Below are 21,599 nucleotides of genomic sequence, written 5' to 3'. Positions count from 1 at the left end.
CCTAATAAGGGGCCCTCAGGGCAAGCGCTAGGACAATAGACGAGGCGTGACGAGCTGTTACCGACACCCTCTCGCTAGGCGTCGACACCCCGTGCCAAAGTGTCTGTCGACTCTTGTGGATGAGCGTCCATACCGAAAGCCCCTGGATCTGGAATCAGAGGTTCAGTACGCCAAGACGGATTAGCCTTTCGTCCGGCGAGCTCGAACTTGCGTGCGGTCGCGGCCGAATAGGCTTTGGCGAGCAGAAGATTGACCTGATTTAAAGTAAGACCATCACCACCATTAATCGCCATGGCGGCACGCAATCTACGCGTTATCAAATCAAGCCGCTTTCGAGAAGGCGCCTTGGAAATCAATAAGAAATTACAGCGATGGATGGTCTGGATCAGATAACTATTTATACACCGAGCATTATTATTAGCTGTCATCCCTGGCCCCATAGAATCAATTCCCATTTACTACAATTCAGCGCAACACGAAGCCGCCGCACCTCACCTATGATCAATAAGAACGGCAAGGGCAAACCGCACAGCTATAGGAAGTGCTTGAGCTGATGATTTTTGGGCCAAAATTAATTGCGGGGACGGCTCTAGGCAAGGCCTTTTAAGCCAATGTTATTATTTGTCAAGAATAGCCCAGGAAGACCTTCCAGAAGTATGGATAGGCCACTCCGTCATTAGGTGCTGTATGAAAAGTCGCCGAGCGACGGCCAGGCGAAGCTCAAACCAATGGGGGTACCAGCCAACGGCTGGCCGAAGGGTAAGCGTCAAAGGATCAAAACGCTCTTGCGGCGGACCGTCTCGACCAGACTGGCGATCCAGGGCTTCCAATGAAGCATCACCGATGCATCGTCACTTCCCGTACCGCATCTGTCGATGAAATGGCACGATCGATCCAGCGGCAGCAGCTATTTGCAAAAGCATCCAGATGCTGATGCCACTCAGCCAGGCTAGCTGATCAAGTGGGTACTCAGATCGGCGAACGCCGCTACCACCTCTTGCAACGGCCCGAGAAAGCGCGGGTGGATCAGCCACAGCTGGATTTCCGGCTTGAAGTCCTTCAGCGGGATGGCCGCCAGGCGTTCGCGGTGAGCGCTGCGGGCCAGCAGCGGCGCCGGGACCAGGCCGAGGCCTTGGCCGTCGGCCACCAGGCCGAGCTGGAGTTCGGTGCCATAGGTTTCCAAATTGATGCGCAGCGCCTGGCCCTGGTCGGCCAGGGTGCGCTGCAGGCTGGCGCGAAAGCCGCAGCCGTCGGGATTGAGCACCCAGCCCTGCCCCTGGATATCGGCCAGGCGCTGCGCCTTGGCCGGCGCCTGATCACGCGCACAGACCACCTGCAAGGGCATGGCACCCAAGGCCCGGGCTTCGACGCCGTCAGGAAACACCTTGTTGGCCGGGAACAGCACCAGGGCGCCGTCCAGTTCGCCATGCTCGATGCGACTCACCAGCACGCTGCCCCAGCCGGTCGCCACCTGGGTGCGCAGCTCGGGATAGCGGGCGCGGATCTCGCGCACGGCATCCAGCAACAGGGCATCGCCCAGGGTCTGGGGTACGCCCAGGCGCAGCAGGCCGGACGGCGGGGCATCGCCCGCCACCCGCTCGCGCAGGGCGTCCATCTCGCGCAGGATGGCGCGGCAATGGCCGTAGACCTCCTGGCCCAGGCGCGTCGGCTTGAGCGGCTTGGTATGGCGGTCGAGCAACTCGACGCCCAGGTCCTGTTCCAGGCTCTGCAGGCGCCGGGTGATGGCCGGCTGGGTCAGCCCCAGGGACTGGGCGGCGGCATTGAGAGAACCGCTGCGGATCACCGCGACAAAGGCTTCGATATCGTCGGTCTTCATGAGGAGGCGTCTGACTTTCCGCTGCTGGACATGCGCTCCAAGCATAACGCAACGCCTCCCCTGCTGCGCCCTGCTCAGCGTTGCGCCGTCTGCGCCGGTTCCGCCAGGCTCTTCGCGAAGCCGTCGTAGAACAACCGGCTGGCGTCATAGCCCTTCACCAGGCCCTCGCGGGCGAAGAAGTCAACGGTGCGCTGCGCCCGGGCGATGGCCGCGGGAGTCACCGGCCCGACACTGGTACGCGCCCGGGCGAACCAGGCCTGGGCGATGGCGGCGTCGGCGCGGGTGCGTTCCGCCCAGGCGGCGGCGTAGCGGCGGGTGTGTTCGGGATCGGCGTTGGCCCAGGTCCGGGCGCGTTGCAGGCGCTGGAGGAAATCGGCGATGGCGGCATGCTTGGCGGCGTCGTCCAGGGCACCCTGGCTGGCGACCACGAAACTTTGCGCCGGGATCAGTCCCTCGGCGGTGGTCAGCACCCGCGCACCCTGGCGCTGGGCCTGGGTGACATAGGGCTCCCAGGTGGCGATGGCGTCCACCGAACCGCCTTCCAAGGCATGGGAGGCATCCAGGGCGTTGAGGTAGCGGAAGTTCACCTTATCGCGCGGCACTCCGGCGCGGTCCAGCGCCGCCAGCGCCAACTGCTGGCTCCAGGAGCCCTTCCAGATGGCCACTGTCTTGCCCTGCAAATCGGCCAGGCGGTGGATGCTGGAGTCGCCACGGACCAGTACCGCCACCCCGTCGAGGTTCTGGCGGCTGATGCCGACCACCTTGATCGGCGCACCCAGGGCGCCAAGGAACAGCGGCGGGGCATCGCCCAGCAGCCCTAGGTCGAGGCTGCCGACGTTGAGCGCCTCGGCCACCGGCGAGCCGGCGGTGAATTGCTTCCACTCGAGTTGGTACGGCAGGTCGGTCAGGACGCCAGCGGCCTCCATCACGGTGCGGGCGTTGTAGCTCTGGTCACCCACCACGAGAGTGGTAGCCAGGGCCTGGGTAGCGGCCAGCAGGCCGAGGGTGAGGCCGGCGAGGGTCTTGCGCAGCATAGGTGGAGTTCTCTTCAGGTGTAGGCGCGGATATCGGGATACTGGCCGTTGACCGCAAAGCGACCGACCTCCAGCACCTTGTAGGCCAGGGGGTCGTGCAGGCTGTGGGTGCGCACGTCGCGCCAGAAGCGGTCCAGGCCCAGACGGTTGTGGGTGGCGCGGGCACCGAGGGCATCGAACACCCGGGTGGTCACGTCCAGGGCGGTACGGGCGGCCAGCACCTTGGCGCTGGCCACGATGACGAACGTCTCGCCGCGTAGTTCGGCGGTGAAGGCGTCATCGGCCGCGAGCAAGACGTCCACCTGTCGCGCCGCCGCGTCGGCCAGGGCCACGGCGCCCTGCAGGGCGATCCACAGCTCGCCCACCTGGCTCAGCACCAGTTGGTCCTCGGTGGCGCGTTCGGCCAGGGAATGCACCCAGGGCCGCGCCTCTTCGTGCAGATAACGCCGCGCCTCGCGCAGCGCCCCCTGGGCGGCGCCCAGGTAGTACTGAGTGAAGGCCGACTGGTTGACCGGGGTGCGGATCACCGCGGCGAAATCGCCGGCATCCTCCAGGTCGCAGACCTGGGCTTCCTCGGCGCTGACCCAGACCTCCGTGAGGGTGAAGCTGCCGCTGTCGCTGCGCGCCACGCCGAAGTGATCCCAGTCGTCGGCATAGGCCAGTCCGGGGCGGTCCGCCGGCAGGGTGACCATCAGGCGCGCCCCGCTCTCCCGATCACGGGCGCTGATGGCCAGCCGATCGGCGAAGGCGGCGCCGCTGCAGAAGCCCTTGCGCCCGCTCAGGCGAAAGCCGCCGCCAGCGACCGGGGTGGCGAGGATGTCGTCATCCCGTGGATTGACCACTCCGGCCAGCCACAGCCGACCTTCGGCGATCTCGGCCAGCAGGCGATCGCGCCTGGGTTGGGGCTCGCGGCGCAGGTTGATGGTATTGAGCAGGTGGTAGCCGAAGAGCAGGCCCACCGAGCCGTCGCCGGCGGCGATCTCGCGCAGCACCCGCGTGGCCAGCGACCAAGGCTGGCCGGCACCGCCGAGGCGCGTGGGAATCAACAGGTTGGTCAGACCGCTGTCCTTGAGTCGTTGCAGCTGGGCATCGGGCCGGACCCGGTCACGCTCGTCGGCCACCACCCGAGCGGCGAATTCCGCGCCGATCTCACGGGCCAGCGCCAGCCAGTACTCGGCATCCTTGGATGTGCTCATCTAGTCCTCCAGCGGGCCCAGGCCCAGGTGGTCTCTCAGGGTCTCGCCCTGGTAGTGGCGTCGGAACAGGCCGCGGCGCTGCAGGTGCGGCACCACGCTCTCGCTGAACTCGACGAAGGAACCCGGCAGGTAGCCAGGGGAAATCACGAAGCCATCGCAACCACCGGCCTCGAACAACTCGGCCAGTTGCTCGGCGATCTGGGCGCCGGTGCCGACCAGTTGGGGCACCCGCACACTGGCGGCATAGCTGCGGCCCAGCTCCGCCAGGGTGGTCTGGCGGCCAAAGGCCAGGAGTTTCTCGGCGGCCGCCGGTGGCAGGTCGCCGACCTCGGTCACCACACCCAAGGGGGTATCCAGGGTGAAGCGCGACAGATCGATATTGAGCTGGGAGCAGAGGGTGATCAGCCCCACCTCGGGTTGCGCCAGGGCGTTGTGCCGCTCCTGCTTGGCGCGGGCCTCGGCCTCGCTGCCGCCGATGAAGGGCATCACCGAGGTGAGGATCTTGCAAGCGTCGGGCGAGCGCCCCTGCTCCAGTACCTGGCGGCGCACGTCGTCGCGAAAGGCGCGCATGGCACCCAGGTTCGGCTGGATGGTGAAGATGGCCTCGGCCCAGCGCGCGCCGAAGCGGCGGCCACGGCCACTGGAGCCGGCCTGGATCAGCACCGGTCTCCCCTGGGGGCTGCGTGGGATATTGAGCGGACCTTCCACGCGGAACCAGTCGCCCCGGTGATCCAGGGCCCTTACCTGCGCCGGATCGGCCAGGATGCCCGCCTCCCGATCCAGGCGCAGGGCCTGCGGTCCCCAACTACGCCAGAGCTTGACCGCCACCTCGACGAATTCATCGGCGCGGTCGTAGCGCAGATCGTGCTCCAGGTGGCGCTCTTTGCCGAACAAGCGCCCCTCGCTGTCGTTCATCGAGGTGACGATGTTCCAGGCGGCGCGCCCGCGGGACAGGTGGTCGAGGGTGGCGAAGGCCCGCGCCACATGGGCCGGCTCGTAATAGGTGGTGGAGCGGGTGCAGCCCAGGCCCAGGCGGCGGGTATGGGCCACCAGGTAGGAGAGCAGCGGCAGCGGGTCGAGTCGGGTCGCGTCCTGGGCGCCCAGGCGCAGCGCGGTCTCCCGCGAGCCGCCGAGCTGGTCGCCCACCGCAAGGCGGTCGGCGAAGAACAGGAAGTCGAACAGCCCTTCCTCCAGTGCCTTGGCGGCCCGCACGTAGTAGTCCGGGTCGAGGAAATCGCCCTGGGTCTCGGGATGGCGCCAGACGGCATGGCTATGGACCACCGGGCCGGCCAGCAGGAAGCCGGCGAGGTGCAGCTGACGACTCATCGGCTAGCCTCCCAGGGCGTCTGCAGATAATGGTTGAAGCTCTGGTCATAGAGCGCTTTGACGTCATAGGGCTGCTGCAGCACCCCGGCCTTGACCAGGAAATCGGCGGTCCGCTGGCCGTCGCTGAGGGTCTGGGCGCTGATCGGCTCGACCCAGGTGGCGTCGCGGCGGAACCAGCGTTCGGCGATGGCCGGATCGGAGTTGTTGCGCTTAGCCCAGGCCTGGGCATAGACGTCGACGTGGTCACGCGCCCAGCTGCGGGCCCGTTGCAGACGGGCGACGAAATCACCGATGGCGGCGCGGTTTTCGTCCAGGTGGCCGGTGTTGGCCACCACATAGACCGGGGCCGGCATCAGGTCCTTGGCGGTGACCAGCACCCGTCCGCCCTGGCGCTCTACCATGCTGACGTAGGGCTCCCAGGTGGCGGTGGCGTCCAGGGTGCCCTGGCTCAGGGCGGCGACCGCCTCAGTGGGCATCAGGTAGCTGTAGTGCGGCGCATCGCTGGGCAGGCCGGCCTGTTCCAGCGCCGAATAGACCAGTTGCTGACTCCAGGAGCCCTTCCAGATGGCTACCCGCTTGCCGGCGAGGTCGGCCACCGTCTTGATCGGCGAATCCTTGCCGACCACGATGGCGGTGCCGTCCGGGCGATTGCGGGTCACCGCCACCACCTTGACCGGTCCGCCGCGGGCCGCCAGGGCGATCACCGGGGTGTCGCCGACGATGCCCAGGTCGATGGAGCCGACATTGAGCGCTTCCACCACCGGTCCACCGGCGTTGAATCTCTTCCACTCGATCTGGTACGGCAGGTCTTTCAGCTCACCGGCCTGCTCCAGCAGGGTGCTGCTGTAGTAGAACTGGTCACCAATGGTGAGGGTGACCGCCTGGGCCAGGCTGGTGAGGGTGCCGGCCAACAGGCCGGCGGCGACTAGCAATCCCTTGTTCACGAAGGCGTCTCCTCGAGGGCATCGGGAGCGCTCCGTGGGTACGGTCGCGCAGGTGTTGGCGTCTGGCGGTCAACCGGTGCGACGGGCACCGGCCAGGCGGGCGGCGACCTTTTCCCGGGTCAGGGGAATCAGCTCGCGGCCATAGTCGACGGCATCGTTGAGTGGATCGAAGCCGCGGATCAGGAAGCTGTCGACGCCCAGGTCGTAGTAGTCCAGCAAGGCATCGGCCACCTGCTCGGCGGTGCCCACCAGGGCGGTGGAGTTGTGCCCGCCGCCGACCAGGGCAGCGATGCCGGTCCAGAGCCGGCGATCCACCCGGTCACCGAGGGCCACGGTGTCGCGCAGCCGCTGGGCGCCAACCGCTTCCGGCTTGGCCGGATGCACCGCACCCTGGGCGTCGAGACGGGCCTTGGCTTGCTGGCGGATGGCCTCGGCCTTGTCCCAGGCCTCGCTCTCGGTCTCGCCAAGGATCACCCGGAAGGACACGTTGAATTTCGGTGAGCGGCCGTGGCGCGCCGCCTCGGCACGGACCGCCGCTATGGTCTCGCGGGTCTGGGCCAGGGATTCGCCCCACAGCGCGAAGACATCGGCGTGCTTGCCCGCCACCCGTAGCGCCGCCGGCGAGGAACCGCCGAAATAGACCGGCAGGCTCGGCTGCTGCAGCGGCTTGATGGCGGAGAAGCCGCCCGCCACCCGATAGTGCTCGCCCTCATGGTCGAAGGGCTGGGCGCTGGTCCATTCCTGGCGCACCACGTCGAGGAATTCCTCGGTACGGGCGTAGCGCTGATCGTGGTCGAGCCAGTCGCCGTCCTTGCGCTGCTCCAGGTCGCTGCCACCGCTGATGATGTGCACCGCCAGGCGGCCGTCGAGCAGATGGTCGAGGGTCGCCAGCTTGCGCGCCGCCAGCGTCGGGGCGACGAAGCCGGGCCGGTGGGCCAGCAGGAACTTGAGCTTCTGCGTCGCCTGCCCCGCCAGGGCGGTGACCAGGAAGCCATCGGGTTGATCGGACCAGTAGCCGACCAGGATACGGTCGAAACCGGCCTGCTCATGGGCCTGGGCGAAGCGGGTCACGTAGCCCTTGTCGAAGATGGGACCGGAGGGGGCGATGATCTCCGAAGTGAGGCGATGGCCGATCATGCCGAGGAATTGAACGCTCATGGATGGATCCCGTGCCGAGGTGAAGGGATGCCTTCAGGGAAGGCGTTGGCTGGGGTCCACCTTAGGCAGGCGGGGTATAAGAGGGAAATTCTTTATGCGCATATACTAATTCGTGAATTATTTAATGTGCGCATCTAAAGCTGGATTTTCGAATCCGAACGATGTCGTAGGAGCGGGCGCATCGGTGGACCGCCATGGCCGTGATCAGGATGAAGCCTGTGCGTGCCTCTATCGCGGCCATGGGCCGCTCCTACGGATACGGGGCTAGCCTGGGGCGGTGGTCGCGTTGGCGAACCACCGTGGCCTCAAGCCTTCGGCTTTCAAAGCCAAATCGTAGCGGCCAAGCCCAAGGCACCCAGGATGAAACCGATAAAGGCCCCGCGACCCGGCAGCTCTCGGAACAGTAGCCAAATCAGAACCGGCTCCCAGATCAACAGGACCAGGACGGATACCACTGCGACCAGCCAGATATTACCGGTAGCCAGGTATCCCAGGGCATAGGCCAGCAGCAGGCAGAGCCCCGAAAAGCAGGCGAAGAGCGCCAGCAGCAAAACATCGCGCCAGTCGAAGCTGGCAGTGGACGCCAGACGCGCCGCAGCCAGTTCACCGTAGATGATGCAAGCCTCGCCAACGATCATCAGCGCTATGGCGGAAATTCCCAGGAGTTCTTTGGACATGGACGACTTTCCTATCGAACCGAGCAGACCGGCGCTGTGCCAGAGCAGTCACAGCGTCCAACATGGATGCTGAGGGCATCGCGGTCAGCGGGGTCAAAGGCTCGGTGCGGAAGGCGTACATGAGCGGAACCTCTTCAAGGAAGGTACTTGTCGATGCTAGGACAAGGCGCCACTGAGGGACAGCGGCTTGAGCGTCGGCTGCCACAAGACACGGAGGTTCGATGCCATCACCTCCTCGCTTCTGCAGAGAAACCCCTGTCCTACCCGACTCAGACGATCCGTTGGGATGGATATTGCCGTAGGAGCGGCCGCATCGGTGGACGGCCATGGCCGTCATCAGCCCAGCGATCCCATAGCACCGTAACCTGAAGAACGGCATTAGCTTTTTCCACTGGGAATCCGACGTGAAGGGCACCCTCACCCCAGCCCTCTCCCAAGGGAGAGGGGGTGGTCCGAGCGAGGGCTGAGCCATCGCTCCCCGAGCAGATCCCGCGATCTGTTGGGCTTCGACGATAGAACTGTCTCAACCCAACCTACGACGCTACCTGTAGGTTGGGTTGAGCGCAGCGAAGCCCAACAACCCAGAAAATACCCTACCGCTGCATCCCCCACTTCTTCACCGTCATCCGCTCCAGGGTGGCGAACACCAGGCCTTCCACCAGCAGGCCGATGATGATCACCGCGGCGAGGCCGGCGAAGACGCGGTCGGTGTAGAGTTCGTTGCGATTCTGGAAGATGTACCAGCCCAGGCCGCCCTTGCCGCTAGAGGCGCCGAACACCAGCTCGGCGGCGATCAAGGTGCGCCAGGCGAAGGCCCAGCCGATCTTCAGGCCCGAGACGATGGCCGGCAGCGCTGCCGGGATCAGGATCAAGCCGACGTATCTGAGCCCCCTGAGGCCATAGTTACGCCCACCCATGCGCAGGGTGTCGGAGACGCCGAGAAAGCCCGAATAGGTGTTCAGCGCCATGGGCCAGAGCACCGAGTGCACCAGCACGAAGACCAGGCTGTTCTCGCCCAGGCCGAACCAGAGCAATGCCAGCGGCAACAGCGCGATGGCCGGCAGCGGGTTGAACATGGAGGTCAGGGTGCCGAGCAGATCACGGCCGAACTGGGTGGAGACCGCCAGGGCGCTCAGCGCCAGGGCCAGCACCACGCCCAACAAATAGCCCTTGAGCAGGGTGCCGAGGGAGATGGCGACCTTGGCTGGCAATTCACCGGTGACCAGGCCATCCCAAAAGGCGGCGGCGGTTTGCAGGAAGCTGGGCAGCAGCAAATCGTTGCCCTGCCAGCGCGCAGCCACTTCCCAGGCCAGCATGAGGATCGCCAGGATCACCAGCTTGCGCAGCCAGGCCTGGCTCCACAGGCGGGTGGCCAGGGGCAGTTCGACCGCCAGCGGCAGGTCGGTCAGAGGCGCGAGCTCGCGCTGGTATTCGGCCCGCACCGGGGGCTGTCGAGTCATGGGTCTACCTCGAGACTAATAGGAAATGCGGCCCTGGACGATGGCCTGCTGCAGACGCAGGCGCTCGTCGGCCACCTCGGGCGGCAAGGTCTGGACATCATCCGGGAAAAGCAGGTTGTGGATGCGCAGCGCGGTGCTCTGGAAGTCGGCACCGCCGAAATCCTCGAGGCCGAACTGATGGCAATTGAGTTCGGCACGCACCCGCCCCGGATGCGGCGACAGCAACAGGATGCGATTGCCCACCACCAGCGCCTCCTCGATGGAGTGGGTGACGAACAATAGGGTGAAACGCACCTCGTCCCAGAGCGTGAGCAGCTCTTCCTGCATCTTGCGCCGGGTCAGGGCGTCCAGGGCGGCGAAGGGCTCGTCCATCAGCAGCACCTTGGGCTGCATGGCCAGGGCGCGGGCGATGGCCACCCGCTGCTTCATGCCGCCGGAGAGGTGGTGCGGATAGGCATCGACGAAGCGTGCCAGGCCGACCTTGTCCAGGTAGTGCAGCGCCCGCTCGCGGGCTTCGCCGCGACTGGCCTGGCGGCTGGCGAGCAGCGGGAACATGGTGTTTTCCAGCACCGTCTTCCACGGGGGTAGCTGATCGAACTCCTGGAATACCACGATGCGATCCGGTCCGGGCCCCTTGATCGGCTTGCCTTCCAGGCGGATCTCGCCCTGCAGCGGCGGTAGGAAGCCCGCCACCGATTTGAGCAGACTGGACTTGCCGCAACCGGAGGGGCCGAGCAGGACGAAACGATCGGCGCCATATACATCGAAGGACACCTGGTGGGTAGCCCGCACCCGCCGCTCGCGAGTGCGGTATTCGAGGTCGAGGTCTTGCACCTGCAGCAGTGGTTGGGTCTGCGCCAGGGTCAGGTGTGGCCGGGAAGCGAGAGGGGCATTCATGGTCGTCTCCTCCCTAGAAAGGCGCATCGCCCTGAATGGTCGTGCGATACAGCTTGCGTCTCAGATGATTGGGGCAGCCGGCCGCCAGGTGCAGCAGCGAGCGGTTGTCCCAGAACACCAGGTCGTGGGGCTGCCACTGGTGGCGATAGAGGTGCTCGGGCTTGACGCTGTGGGCATGGAGCTCGGCCAGCAGATCGCGGGACTCGTCCCCCGGCAGGCCGACGATATGGGTGGTGAAGCCCTCGCTGACGAACAGCGCCTTGCGGCCATTCTCCGGGTGGGTGCGCACCACCGGATGCACTACCGCCTTGACCTCGGCCAGCTGCGCGGCGGTCAGGGTCGGCCGCCAGTTGCCTTCGAACTTGGGCTTGGCATAGGTCGCGGTATAGGAATGCTCGGCCTGCAGACCTTCGAGCTGGCGCTTGAGTGCCTCCGGCAGGGTGTCGTAGGCCAGGTGCATGTTGGCGAACAGCGTATCGCCGCCCTCCTCCGGCAACTCCTGGGCATGCAGCATGGAGCCCAGGCTCGGCAGCTCCTTGTAGGAGAGATCCGAATGCCAGAACTTGCCGGCGTCGCCAAGACCGATGGGTTGGCCATCCTCGATGATGTTGGAGACGATGAGGATCTCCGGATGCCCGGCCAGGTGGAATTGCTTGAGCACATGGATCTGCAACTCGCCGAAGCGCCGGCTGAAGGCGATCTGTTCGTCGGGGGTGATGCGCTGATCGCGGAAGACCACCACGTGGTGATCCAGGTGGGCGCGATGGACGCGGGCGAAGTCCTCGGCGTTGAGCGGCTGGGCCAAGTCGATACCGACGATTTCGGCGCCCAGGTTGCCGAAGGGACGGATCTCGAAGGCCTGGGCAGCGGCCGGGCGGGGTGCGGCGAGGGTCATGGAGTTTTCTCCTTTGGGGTCCGGCTCAGCTGCCGGGACGCTGGTGGGCTTCGGGGAAGAAATAGTCCTGCCAGGAGGCAGCCTGGTGTTTCAGCACACCCAGCTCGTGCAGCTTCTGGGCATAGACGAAGGTGCGCTGCGGCTCGACGGTGAAGTCGATCTCCGGGTCCTCGACGATGCGCTGCACCAGGGCCAGCGGCAGCTTGGAGTTCTCCACCCTTATGTAGGTCTCGGCCGCAGCGGCCTTGTTGGCGCGGATGAAGGCGGCGGCCTCCACCAGGGCGTCGTAGAAGGCGCGATAGGTCTTGGGATTCTCGTCGTGGAATTTCTCGGTGGTGTAGAGCACATTGAAGGTGCCCGGCCCACCGAGGACGTCGTAGCTGCTGAGGATGCGATGAACCCGGGGATTCTCCAGCGCCTGGTACTGGAACGGCGGACTGGAGAAATGGGTGGTGATTTCCGACCCGCCGGCCATCAGGGCGGCGCTGGCATCGGGATGCGGCAGGCTCACGCTGATGGCATCGAATTTCTTGAACTGGGCGTCGCCGAACAGCTTGGCCGTCTCGATCTGCAAGGTACGCGACTGGAAGCCCACGCCCGCCGCCGGTACGGCGATGCGATCCTGATCGGTCAGATCCTTGATCGTCTTGACCTCGGCGCGATTGCTCAGCAGGTAGTTGGGCATCGAGCCCAGGGCGGCGATGGCCTTGACGTTCTGCCGGCCACGGGTGCGGTCCCAGACGGTCAGCATCGGCGGCACCCCGGCCGAGACCACGTCCAACGAACCGGCCAGCAGGGCTTCGTTCATGGCGGTGGCGCCGGAGATGCTGTTCCAGTTCACCTGGATATCCAGCCCGGCCTCCTTGCCGTGCTTCTCGATCAGTTGCTGATCGCGCACCACGTCGAGGATCAGGTAGCCAATGCCAAATTGCTGGGCGATGCTGATCTTGCCCTCGGCGGCAGCACTGCCCGCAAGGCCCCATCCCAGCGCGCCGATCAGTGCGGCGATCCCGCGCAGTCCCTTCCCTACCCTGCTCATCCACCACGCCCCGTGCCGATCGGCTATCCGAAAGCGTTATAGGCTAATGAGCTGTTATAACTTTTGGTAAAGACGGAATTTGACTAACGATATGCAGTGACGGCATACGGGGGCGTACGCCGTTACCTCGGTTCTACCGCGAAGGACGCCGCAGAGGTCCGCAGACCTCAGGCCGTGACCGTGCGCCGCGCCAGTAGCTGACCCACGGCGAGCACCAAGGCCACACCCAGCGCCCCTGCCACATAGGGCGCCCAGTGCCAGTCGCCGGTGCCGAGCCAGCCTTGCAGCAGTTCGTCGCTGGCGATGAGCTTGCCGGCGATCCAGCCCAGCAGGGCCGCGCCGGCCACCACCAGCCAGCGAAACTTTTCCATGAGCTTCAGGATGAGCTGGCTGCCAAAGATGATGATGGGAATACTGATGAGCACCCCGGTAATGGCCAGGCCCAGATGCCCCTGGGCCGCACCCGCCACGGCGATGACGTTGTCGAGGCTCATCACCACATCGGCCACCATGATGATCCAGATCGCCTGGCCCAGGGTGGTACCGGCCTTGACGTCGGCCTCGTCTTCTTCGGGCATCAGCAGCTTGATGCCGATCCACAGCAGCAACACGCCACCGACCACCTTGAGCAGCGGCCAGCCCAGCACGTAGCTGGCGACGAACAACAGCAGGATGCGCAGGATCACGGCGCCGGCGACGCCGCCGAGAATGGCCTTGCGGCGCTGCGCCTCGGGCAGGCGCCGGCAGGCCAGGGCAATCACCACGGCGTTGTCGCCGCCGAGCAGGATATCGATGATGACGATCTGCAGGAGACCGGTGAGAAAGGCAGGATCGGACAGGGTGGCGAGCAAGGTCGACCTCGAGATGCAGGGAGCAGAGACAGGCTTTTGGCAGCAGGGGGCGTCGATGATTTCATCCAACCCGTGCTGCGGCGCCAAGAATAACGCCCCAAGCTGTCATCCAGCCGACGAAACGGCGGCGCGGATCGATTCCGCCTGGCGCCGGGCGCCCGCTCAGCCGCCCGTCGAGGGCGCGCCGATCCGCACGTCGCCCTGCCCGCTGGCCGCCAGCGCGCGGGCGACCAGGCCGCTGCGCAGTTGCTCATCGAGAAAGTCCTGCACGAAGGCCGCCGCGGCGGCGTGCCCTTTGGGTACCGCCATGGCCTGGCGGATCTCGGTGAAACTGTCGGCGAGCACCCGATAGCCCGGATGAGCCGCGGCATAGGCTTCCAGGGGTTGGCGCACCCCTGCGGCGGCGTCCAGGCGCTGATCGACGAACCAGTCGATGGCCGCTGGCGAGGTGGGCGCTCGCACAAGCTCCGCCTGGGTCAGGGTGCGACTGAGATAGAGGTCATAGGCCGCGCCCTGCCCCACGGCGATGCGGCGCCCGGCCTGGTCCAGCTCGGCCACGCCCTGGGCCGGATCGTCCGCGCGCAGCAGGTAGGTGCCCTCGATGATGACGTAGGGTTCGCTGAAGGCGATCTGCGCCGCGCGAACCGGTTCGATGGCGAGGAAGGCCAGGTCCCAGGCGTCTTCCTGCAGCGCGGCAAAGACCTTGCCGGCGGCATCGTGGGTCGTGAACTGCACCGGCACGCCCAGGCGCTCGGCCAGCGCCCGGGCCAGGGCCACCGAGACACCGGCCGGCTCGCCATCGGCGCCGCGTTGCGCCAGCACCGGATTGCCGTAGTTGATCGCGGTGCGGAGAACGCCCTGGGGGGCCAATTCGGCCAATACCGCTGCGGATGGGCTCATGTAAGCTCCTTGGAGGGGTCGATTGTCGGGGTGCGGCTGGGGCTCGCCGCGGCCATCCGATACTGCCCGCTCGCGGGCGATTGCGCACGCCTTCGTCGACCCTTCCGTGCTCGTTGCCTCACACCCTGAGCCGCTGCAATTCCTCATAGGCCTCGGCGGCCTGGGCCAGCAAGGCGGGGCTGCGCCTTTCACGCGGATGGGGCGCGGCAACGGCGAAGCGGCGCTGCACGCGGGAGGGCGCGCCGCCCAGCACCAGCACCCGGTCGCCCAGGTAGAAAGCCTCGTCCAGATCGTGGGTCACCAGCAGCACACCGATGTGGTACTGGGCCACCAAGCGCAGGACCAGGTCCTGCAACTGCCAGCGGGTGAAGGCATCCACCGCACTGAAGGGCTCGTCGAGCAGCAGCAGGCGCGGACGACCATAGAGCCCGCGGGCGATGGCGACGCGCTGGGCCATGCCGCCGGAGAGTTGCTTGGGCAACAAGGCGCCCTGCCCCTCCAGACCGATGTCGCGCAGCAGTTGCGCAATCCAGGCGCGATCGGCCCGGGCACCGTCGGCGAAGCCGACATTGGCGGCCACGTCCAGCCAGGGCATCAACCGCGGTTCCTGGAACACCACGCCGACGCCATGGCTGGCCGCATCCAGGGTCATGCGGCCACTGAAGTCGTCGTCCAGTCCGGCGGCGATGCACAGCAGGGTGCTCTTGCCGCAGCCAGTGGCGCCGAGCAGGCTGACCACCTCGCCGGCATCCAGCGTCAGTTCCACGCCCTCCAGCACCTGTCGCCCGGAGAAGGCCTTGCCGATACGGTCGAGAGACAGCAATGGCTGCTTCATCCCTGACCGCCCTGGTAGGTATCACGCCAGGCCAGCGCGCGGCGCTCCAGGCGCAGCAGCAGCTCGTCGCTGAGCTTGCCGAGCACCGCCAGCACCAGGATGGCGGCGATGACGATGTCCGGTCGCGAGGTCTCGCGGCCATCGCTGAGCAGATAGCCGAGGCCGGCGGTGGCGGCGATCAATTCGGCGGCTACCAGGAACATCCAGCTCATGCTCAGGGCCCCGCGCAACCCAGTGAACAGACTGGGCAAGGCCGCGGGTAGCAGGATGCGGCGGATCAGTGCCGGGCGTGACAGGCGATAGAGTCGTCCCACCTCCACCAGGCGGCGATCCACGTCACGGATGCCGCTGACCAGCGCCAGGTACAGTGGAAAGAAGGCGCCCAGAGCGATCAGCACGACCTTGGGTGTTTCGTCGATGCCCAACCAGAGCAACAACAAGGGTACCCAGGCCAGACTGGGAATGGCGCGCAGCGCCTGGAACAGCGGATCGAGGTAGGCCTCGGCGCGGCGGGAAAGCCCTACCCAAGCACCGATCAGCAAAGCCAGGCTCGCTCCCAAGGCGAAGCCACTGGCGACCCGCGCCAGGCTGGCCGCCAGGTGTCGCCACAACTCGCCTTCCCCCAGCAGCCAGAGGGTACGCAGCACCTCGCTGGGCGGCGGCATCTGGTAGGCCGGCAACCAGCCCAGGCGCACCACGGCTTCGAGCACCACGACCAGCCCGAGCGGCAGCACGGCGCCACGCCAGCGGCCGCTGCCAGTACGCGCAGGTCGGCGGGTCTGGCCGAGCGGCGCGGCTTGGGTCAGTTCATCACTCACGGCGCGGTCACCTGAGCCACGGCTGGCTCGCCCTTGATCACCGCCTGGGCCAAGGCCGGCTGTACCAGGGCATCGACCGCCGCGACGGCGTCCACGCCGGGACGCACCAACCCTTCCTCACCCAGCAGCGGCGCAGCGCCCTTGAGCGCGGCGACGAATTGCGGCCCCGGCAGCGGCTGGCTGAAATCGGTCCGATCGAGCTGGCGCTGAGCTACCTCCAACGGCAGGCCGGAGGCCTTGGCCAGCAACGCGGCAGTCTCCTGCGGATGCGCCAGGGTCCAGTGACGGGCCTCCTCATAGGCGCCCAGCACCGCCTTGACCAGCTCCGGCTGGGCCTTGGCGAAAGCCTCGGTGGTGCTCAGCACGCTGTAGCTGTTGAAATCGAGATTGCGATAGAGCAGCCGGGAGCCCGCCTGCAATTCGCTGGCGGCCATGTGCGGATCGAGCCCGGCCCAGGCGTCCACCTGGCCACGCTCCAGGGCGACGCGACCATCCGGGTGCTGCAGGTGGACGATCTCCACGTCGCCCTTCTTCAGGCCCGCCTCGCGCAGGCTACGCAAGAGGAACAGGTAGGGATCGTTGCCCTTGGTGGCGGCGATCTTCTTGCCCTTGAGATCGGCCAGCGACTTGAGCGGCGAGTCCTTGGGCACCACCAGCGCCGTCCACTCCGGGCGACTGGCGAGATACAACGTCTCGATGGGCGCGCCATTGGCGCGACTGAGCAATGCAGCGAGCCCAGCAGTGGAGGCGAAGTCGGTACTGCCGCTGTTGAGGTACTCCAGGGAACGGTTGCTGCCCTGGCTGAACACCCAGCGTACGACGATGCCCTGGTTGGCCAGGCGCTTTTCCAGTAGCCCCTGCTCCTTGAGGACCAGGCTGGTGGGCGCGTAGTAGGCATAGTCCAGGCGGACTTCCTTGGGCGGCGCGGCCTGGGCCAGCAGGGCGCTACCCAGGAGGGCGAGGCCCGCAGCCCAGCGCAGAATGGTCTTATGCATGGTGAACTCCTGGTGGTCTAGCGTTGGGTCACGGGGGTGGCGGGCGTCCAGAGGTCCACGGCGCTGGTGTCCACGGCGGTGGGCAGCAACTTGGCGCGGTAGAAGGCATCGGCGATGCGCTGCTGCTCGCCGAGGGCGGCGCGACTCACCGGCTGGACGTCGTAGCTGCGTCGGCTGTTGGCCAGCTCGACGGTGGCCTGGTCCAGGCGGCCCCACTGAGGGCCCAGGAGGCGTGCCGCCTCGGCCGGGTGCTGCTTCACCCACTGACCGGTGCGCTGCAATTCGGCGAACACCAGCGCCAGCACCTCGGGATGGGCCTGGGCGTAGGGGGTGGCGGCCAGGTAGTAGCGCTGGTAACTGGCCAGGCCCTCGCCAGAGGCGAGGATGCGCACCTGCTGCTGGCGCTGGGCGCTGGCGACGAAGGGTTCCCAGGTCACCCAGGCGTCCACCTTGCCGTTCTCCAGGGCGGCGCGGCCGTCGGCGGGGGTGAGATAGGCCGGCTGGATATCGGCGAAGGTCAGGCCGGCTTTCTGCAGCGCGGCGATCAACAGGTAGTGGCTGCCCGCCGCCTTGGTCACGGCCACCCGCTTGCCCTTAAGATCGGCCAGCGATTTCAGCGGCGAACCCTCGGGCACCACGATGGCCTGGGCCTGGGGCGAGGGTGTTTCCCGAGCAAAATAGGTGAGCTTGGCCCCTGCCGCCTGGGCGAACACGGGCACGGTATCGGCCACGTCGGCGGAGAGATCCACGTTACCGACGTTGAGCGATTCCAGCAGCGGCAGGCCGCTGGAGAATTCATGCCAGCTGAGGGTGATGCCCTTAGCCGCCAGATCCCGCTCCAGGGTGCCCTGCTCCTTGAGCAATACCAGCAGGGTGGAGGATTTCTGATAGCCGATGCGCAGCGCGGTATCGGCCTGGGCAGCGCAGGCCAGGCCCAGCAGACCGAGGGCGAGCAGCCCCCGACGCAGGCGCGAGCCCAGGGGGAAAGGGGTGAAGGCCATGGATTCCTCAAAGTGGCGAACTAAGATCCGACCACGATAAGGAATATGCAAAGGCTGCCTTAATATCGATTTGGAATTTGGTTAGAGGCGCTGGAGGGGCGCACCCATCCTAACGTTATTCCCAAAGGCTATTTAAAGACAGGCAATTCCTGAGGCTAACGTATAACACCGGACCACCGGACTTCTCCCTTCGCCTTGACCCTGAGGATTCCATGGCTGTGCTCCGGACTATTTCCCCCCTGCGGGCGCCCGCCCCATGAATGCGCCCGCCAAACAGGTGTTGCTCAACGCCTTCAACATGAACACCGTGGGCCATATCAACCATGGCCTCTGGACTCATCCGCGCGACACCTCCACCGCCTACCATAGCCTCGGCTACTGGACCGAGCTGGCCAAGTTGCTGGAGCGTGGCCTGTTCGACGGCCTGTTCATCGCCGACATCCTCGGCGTCTACGACGTCTATGGCGGCAATGTCGACCTCACCCTGCGCGAATCCATCCAGCTGCCGGTCAACGATCCCTTCCTGCTGGTCTCGGCCATGGCCGCTGCCACCCGGCACCTCGGTTTCGGCCTGACCGCCAACCTCACCTACGAGCCGCCCTACCCCTTCGCCCGGCGCCTGTCCACCCTGGACCACCTGAGCGAGGGCCGCGTCGGCTGGAACATCGTCACCGGCTATCTCGACAGCGCCGCCCGGGCCATGGGGCTGGACCGGCAGATCGCTCACGACCGCCGCTACGACCAGGCCGACGAATACCTGGAGGTGCTCTACAAACTGCTCGAAGGCAGTTGGGCCGACGATGCCGTGGTTCGCGACCGCGCGAGCCGTATCTATGCCCGCCCCGAGCGGGTGCGCAAGATCACGCACCATGGCGAATTCTTCGACGTCGAGGGCTACCACCTCTGCGAACCCTCGCGCCAGCGCACCCCGGTGCTGTTCCAGGCCGGCTCCTCGGACCGTGGCCTGGCCTTCGCCGGACGCCATGCCGAGTGCGTGTTCATCTCCGGGCAGGACCAGGCCGCCACCCGCGCCCAGGTCGAGCGGGTGCGCGGCGCGGCCGTGGCCGCCGGCCGGGACGCGGCGGACGTCAAGCTGTTCATGGGCATCACCGTGATCGTCGCGCCCACCGCTGCCGAGGCCCGCGACAAGCACGCCGAATACCTGAGCTATGCCAGCCCCGAGGCTGGCGTCGCCCACCACGCCGCCTCGGTGGGCATAGATCTCGCTGCCTACGGCCTGGATGAACCCATTCGCCCGCAGAAGACCGAGGCCATCGAATCGGCGCTCAAGCGCCTGGTGGCCAAGGACGCCGGCTGGACCCGGCGCAAGCTGCTGGAGCAACACGCGCTGGGCGGGCGCTACACCGCCATCGTCGGCGATCCCCAGCAGGTGGCCGATGCCCTGCTCGGCTGGATCGACGAGACCGGCCTGGATGGTTTCAACCTGGCCCGCACCGTCACCCCCGAGTGCTACGCCGACTTCATCGACCTGGTGATCCCGGAGTTGCAGAGCCGGGGTCGCTACAAGACCGCCTACGCCGAGGGCAGCTTCAGACACAAGCTGTTCGGCCGCGGCGATCGCCTCGACTCCCGCCACTTCGGCACCCGCTTCCGCCAGGACTGACCCTTCAAGGACGCCCCATGACCCACCTGAAACCCCTGCTCCTCGCCCTCGGCCTCGTCAGTACCCTGGCCAGCGCCGATCCCCTCAAGATCGGTACCACCGCCGCCTTCGCGCCCCCGCTGGAAGTGGCGGTGCAGGAGGCCAAGGCGGCTGGCGTGGACGTGGAGATCGTCGAATTCAGCGACTGGATCGCCCCCAACACCAGCCTCGCCAACCACGACATCGACGCCAACTACTACCAGCACATCCCCTTCCTGGAGAACGCCAAGCGCACCGCCGGCTACGACCTGGTGGCGGTGGCACCGGGGATCATCAACAACGTCGGCCTCTACTCGAAGAAATACCAGACGCTGGCCGCGGTGCCCAAGGGCGCACGGGTGGCCATCGCCAACGACGCCATCAACGGCGGTCGTGGCCTGCTGCTGTTGGAAAAAGCCGGCTTCATCACCCTCAAGCCCGGCGTCGGCTACCACGCGACGCTGGCGGACATCACCAGCAACCCTCGCGACATCCAGATCGTCGAGCTGGAAGCCGTGCAGCTGGCGCGCTCGCTGGACGACGTCGATGTGGCCCAGGGCTATCCGCACTACCTGCGCCTGGCCAAGACCATCGACCCCAACCAGGCACTGCTCTTCGACGGCCTCGACCATCCCGAGTATGTCATCCAGTTCGTCGCCCGGCCGGACAACAAGGACGACCCGCGCCTGGCCAAGCTGATCGATCTCTACCAGCACTCGCCCAAGGTCCGCGCCGCCCTGGACCAGGCCCACGGCAAGCTCTACCAGCCGGGCTGGACACAATGATTCCCGACTCGCCCAAGGAATTGCCATGACCGCCATGCCTTGGGGCGCCGCCCCCTCCCCCCGCTATGACGAACTGGTCGCCCCCCTGCGCCCGCTGCTGGCGCGAATTCGCGCCGGGGCGGTCGAGCGCGAGCTCGAACGGCGTCTGCCGGTCGCGGAAATCCGCTGGCTCGTGGACGGCGGCATCGGTGCCCTGCGCGTACCCCTGGACCAGGGCGGCGCCGGTGCCAACCTGCCCGAGCTGTTCGAGCTGCTCATCGAGGTCGCCGCCGCCGACTCCAACCTGGCGCAGGCGCTGCGTGGCCATCTCGGCTTCGCCGAGGACGTGCTGGGCAGTCCCGCGAGCGCGCGCCGTGAGCGCTGGCTGCGGCGCCTGGCTGCCGGCGAGCTGGTAGGCCCCGCCTGGAGCGAGGCCGGGCCCCAGGCGGCGCGCGATCAATTCGCCACTCGCCTGGTAGCCCAGGGTAATGGTTGGCAACTGGACGGTACCAAGTTCTATACCACCGGCTCACTGTATGCCGACTGGATCGACGTCGGGGTCACCGGCCCGGACGGTGAATCCCTGTCGGCCACGGTCCGCCGGGACGCCCCGGGCGTAACGGTGGTCGACGATTGGAACGGCTTCGGCCAGACCCTCACCGCCAGCGGCACCGCGCATTTCAGCGCAGTGGCGGTGGCCGCCGAGGACGTCATCGACGCAGCGGGACGCTGGCGCTATGCACCGGCCTTCTATCAGCTGGTACACCTGGCGACGCTCGCCGGGATCGGGCGCGCCCTGGCCAGCGAGGTCGCTGCGGAAGTCGCCCGCCGCACTCGCAGTTACAGCAACGGCAACGCCCCGCGCGCGGCCCAGGACCCGCAGATTCTACAGGTGGTGGGCCGCCTGCAGGGTGCGGCCTACGCCGCCGGGGCGTTGGTCGCGCAGAATGCCCGTACCCTGCAGCTGGCCTACGAGGCGCGGCTGACGCGCGACGAAGCCCAGGAGGAAGCGGCGCGCATCCGCGCCGAACTGGAAACCGCCCAGGCGCAGACCGTCGTCAGCGACCTCATCCTGCAAGCCTGTACCGAAGGCTTCGACGCCCTGGGTGCCTCGGCCACGCTCAAGCCACTCGCCCTCGACCGCTTCTGGCGTAACGCCCGCACCCTCGCTTCCCATAATCCGCGGGTATACAAGCAACGCATCATTGGCGACTTCGCGGTGAACGGCACGCCCCCGCCCGAGCAATGGCGTATCGGCGTCGCCTGAAGCGCCAGAATCAAACCGCCTGGTGGTGGCCTAGCCGCTGATCGCCATCTTGGGGTGGATATC

General features: G+C 66.7%; 20 protein-coding genes. 3 read left to right on the top strand and 17 right to left on the bottom strand.

The annotated features are described in order from the left end of the window. Window positions 1-949: 949 nt before the first annotated feature. From CCZ28_RS02705 to CCZ28_RS02625, 17 genes are all read right to left on the bottom strand, one after another. Complete coding sequence (locus CCZ28_RS02705; RefSeq protein WP_140215689.1) at window positions 950-1,837, bottom strand: LysR family transcriptional regulator; 888 nt, start codon at window positions 1,835-1,837, stop codon at window positions 950-952. Window positions 1,838-1,911: 74 nt separating this feature from the next. Continuing rightward, window positions 1,912-2,871, bottom strand: a complete 960-nt coding sequence (locus CCZ28_RS02700; RefSeq protein ID WP_140215687.1) for an ABC transporter substrate-binding protein — start codon at window positions 2,869-2,871, stop codon at window positions 1,912-1,914. 14 nt (window positions 2,872-2,885) lie between these two features. Next, the gene (locus CCZ28_RS02695; protein ID WP_140215686.1) at window positions 2,886-4,067 is read right to left on the bottom strand and encodes an acyl-CoA dehydrogenase family protein; all 1,182 of its coding nucleotides are present in this window, start codon (window positions 4,065-4,067) and stop codon (window positions 2,886-2,888) included. Then, a complete protein-coding gene (locus CCZ28_RS02690) occupies window positions 4,068-5,393 on the bottom strand; it encodes an LLM class flavin-dependent oxidoreductase (RefSeq protein ID WP_140215684.1) in 1,326 nt (441 codons plus the stop codon). It lies immediately after the preceding gene. Next, window positions 5,390-6,337 carry an ABC transporter substrate-binding protein gene (locus tag CCZ28_RS02685; protein ID WP_140215682.1) on the bottom strand — a complete coding sequence of 316 codons (948 nt, stop codon included), beginning with the start codon at window positions 6,335-6,337 and terminating at the stop codon, window positions 5,390-5,392. Before CCZ28_RS02685 ends, CCZ28_RS02690 begins: the two co-directional genes overlap by 4 nt. A 69-nt stretch (window positions 6,338-6,406) precedes the next feature. Then, window positions 6,407-7,495 carry an LLM class flavin-dependent oxidoreductase gene (locus CCZ28_RS02680; protein WP_140215680.1) on the bottom strand — a complete coding sequence of 363 codons (1,089 nt, stop codon included), beginning with the start codon at window positions 7,493-7,495 and terminating at the stop codon, window positions 6,407-6,409. Window positions 7,496-7,815: 320 nt separating this feature from the next. After that, the gene (locus tag CCZ28_RS02675; protein WP_140215678.1) at window positions 7,816-8,172 is read right to left on the bottom strand and encodes a hypothetical protein; all 357 of its coding nucleotides are present in this window, start codon (window positions 8,170-8,172) and stop codon (window positions 7,816-7,818) included. 593 nt (window positions 8,173-8,765) lie between these two features. Further along, the gene (locus CCZ28_RS02670) at window positions 8,766-9,632 is read right to left on the bottom strand and encodes an ABC transporter permease (protein WP_140215676.1); all 867 of its coding nucleotides are present in this window, start codon (window positions 9,630-9,632) and stop codon (window positions 8,766-8,768) included. Window positions 9,633-9,647: 15 nt separating this feature from the next. Continuing rightward, window positions 9,648-10,529 (bottom strand): ABC transporter ATP-binding protein, encoded by an 882-nt coding sequence (locus CCZ28_RS02665; RefSeq protein WP_140215674.1) that lies wholly within the window; start codon window positions 10,527-10,529, stop codon window positions 9,648-9,650. Between the two features lie 13 nt (window positions 10,530-10,542). Then, window positions 10,543-11,424 (bottom strand): TauD/TfdA dioxygenase family protein, encoded by an 882-nt coding sequence (locus tag CCZ28_RS02660; protein WP_140215673.1) that lies wholly within the window; start codon window positions 11,422-11,424, stop codon window positions 10,543-10,545. A gap of 25 nt (window positions 11,425-11,449) precedes the next feature. Further along, the gene (locus tag CCZ28_RS02655; protein WP_140215671.1) at window positions 11,450-12,463 is read right to left on the bottom strand and encodes an ABC transporter substrate-binding protein; all 1,014 of its coding nucleotides are present in this window, start codon (window positions 12,461-12,463) and stop codon (window positions 11,450-11,452) included. Between the two features lie 167 nt (window positions 12,464-12,630). After that, window positions 12,631-13,314, bottom strand: coding sequence for a TerC family protein (locus CCZ28_RS02650; RefSeq protein WP_140215669.1), 684 nt, complete (start codon window positions 13,312-13,314; stop codon window positions 12,631-12,633). Window positions 13,315-13,476: 162 nt separating this feature from the next. Further along, window positions 13,477-14,214 carry an ABC transporter substrate-binding protein gene (locus CCZ28_RS02645; RefSeq protein WP_140215667.1) on the bottom strand — a complete coding sequence of 246 codons (738 nt, stop codon included), beginning with the start codon at window positions 14,212-14,214 and terminating at the stop codon, window positions 13,477-13,479. Window positions 14,215-14,332: 118 nt separating this feature from the next. After that, window positions 14,333-15,049: an ABC transporter ATP-binding protein gene (locus tag CCZ28_RS02640; RefSeq protein WP_140215665.1), complete on the bottom strand. Its 717-nt coding sequence runs from the start codon at window positions 15,047-15,049 to the stop codon at window positions 14,333-14,335. Beyond that, complete coding sequence (locus tag CCZ28_RS02635; RefSeq protein ID WP_240795267.1) at window positions 15,046-15,855, bottom strand: ABC transporter permease; 810 nt, start codon at window positions 15,853-15,855, stop codon at window positions 15,046-15,048. The genes CCZ28_RS02640 and CCZ28_RS02635 overlap by 4 nt, the downstream gene beginning before the upstream one ends. Before the next feature lie 8 nt (window positions 15,856-15,863). After that, entirely contained in the window at window positions 15,864-16,862 is a 999-nt protein-coding gene (locus CCZ28_RS02630; protein WP_140215663.1) for an aliphatic sulfonate ABC transporter substrate-binding protein, read from the bottom strand. Between the two features lie 17 nt (window positions 16,863-16,879). After that, entirely contained in the window at window positions 16,880-17,863 is a 984-nt protein-coding gene (locus CCZ28_RS02625; protein WP_240795220.1) for an aliphatic sulfonate ABC transporter substrate-binding protein, read from the bottom strand. 256 nt (window positions 17,864-18,119) lie between these two features. Between CCZ28_RS02625 and CCZ28_RS02620 the strand changes: the two genes are divergently transcribed. From CCZ28_RS02620 to CCZ28_RS02610, 3 genes are read left to right on the top strand one after another with little or no spacing between them, the layout of a single operon-like run. Continuing rightward, window positions 18,120-19,487, top strand: a complete 1,368-nt coding sequence (locus CCZ28_RS02620; protein ID WP_140215661.1) for an LLM class flavin-dependent oxidoreductase — start codon at window positions 18,120-18,122, stop codon at window positions 19,485-19,487. A 17-nt stretch (window positions 19,488-19,504) separates the two neighbouring features. Beyond that, the gene (locus CCZ28_RS02615) at window positions 19,505-20,290 is read left to right on the top strand and encodes a MetQ/NlpA family ABC transporter substrate-binding protein (protein WP_140215659.1); all 786 of its coding nucleotides are present in this window, start codon (window positions 19,505-19,507) and stop codon (window positions 20,288-20,290) included. Between the two features lie 25 nt (window positions 20,291-20,315). Next, entirely contained in the window at window positions 20,316-21,536 is a 1,221-nt protein-coding gene (locus tag CCZ28_RS02610) for a monooxygenase (protein WP_140215657.1), read from the top strand. Window positions 21,537-21,599: the final 63 nt, after the last annotated feature.

This window comes from Pseudomonas oryzihabitans, assembly GCF_006384975.1.
GTDB classification, from domain to species: Bacteria; Pseudomonadota; Gammaproteobacteria; order Pseudomonadales; family Pseudomonadaceae; genus Chryseomonas; species Chryseomonas psychrotolerans_B.
Note: the sequence above shows the minus strand (reverse complement) of the source record. Positions and strands in the feature narration are given on the sequence as shown.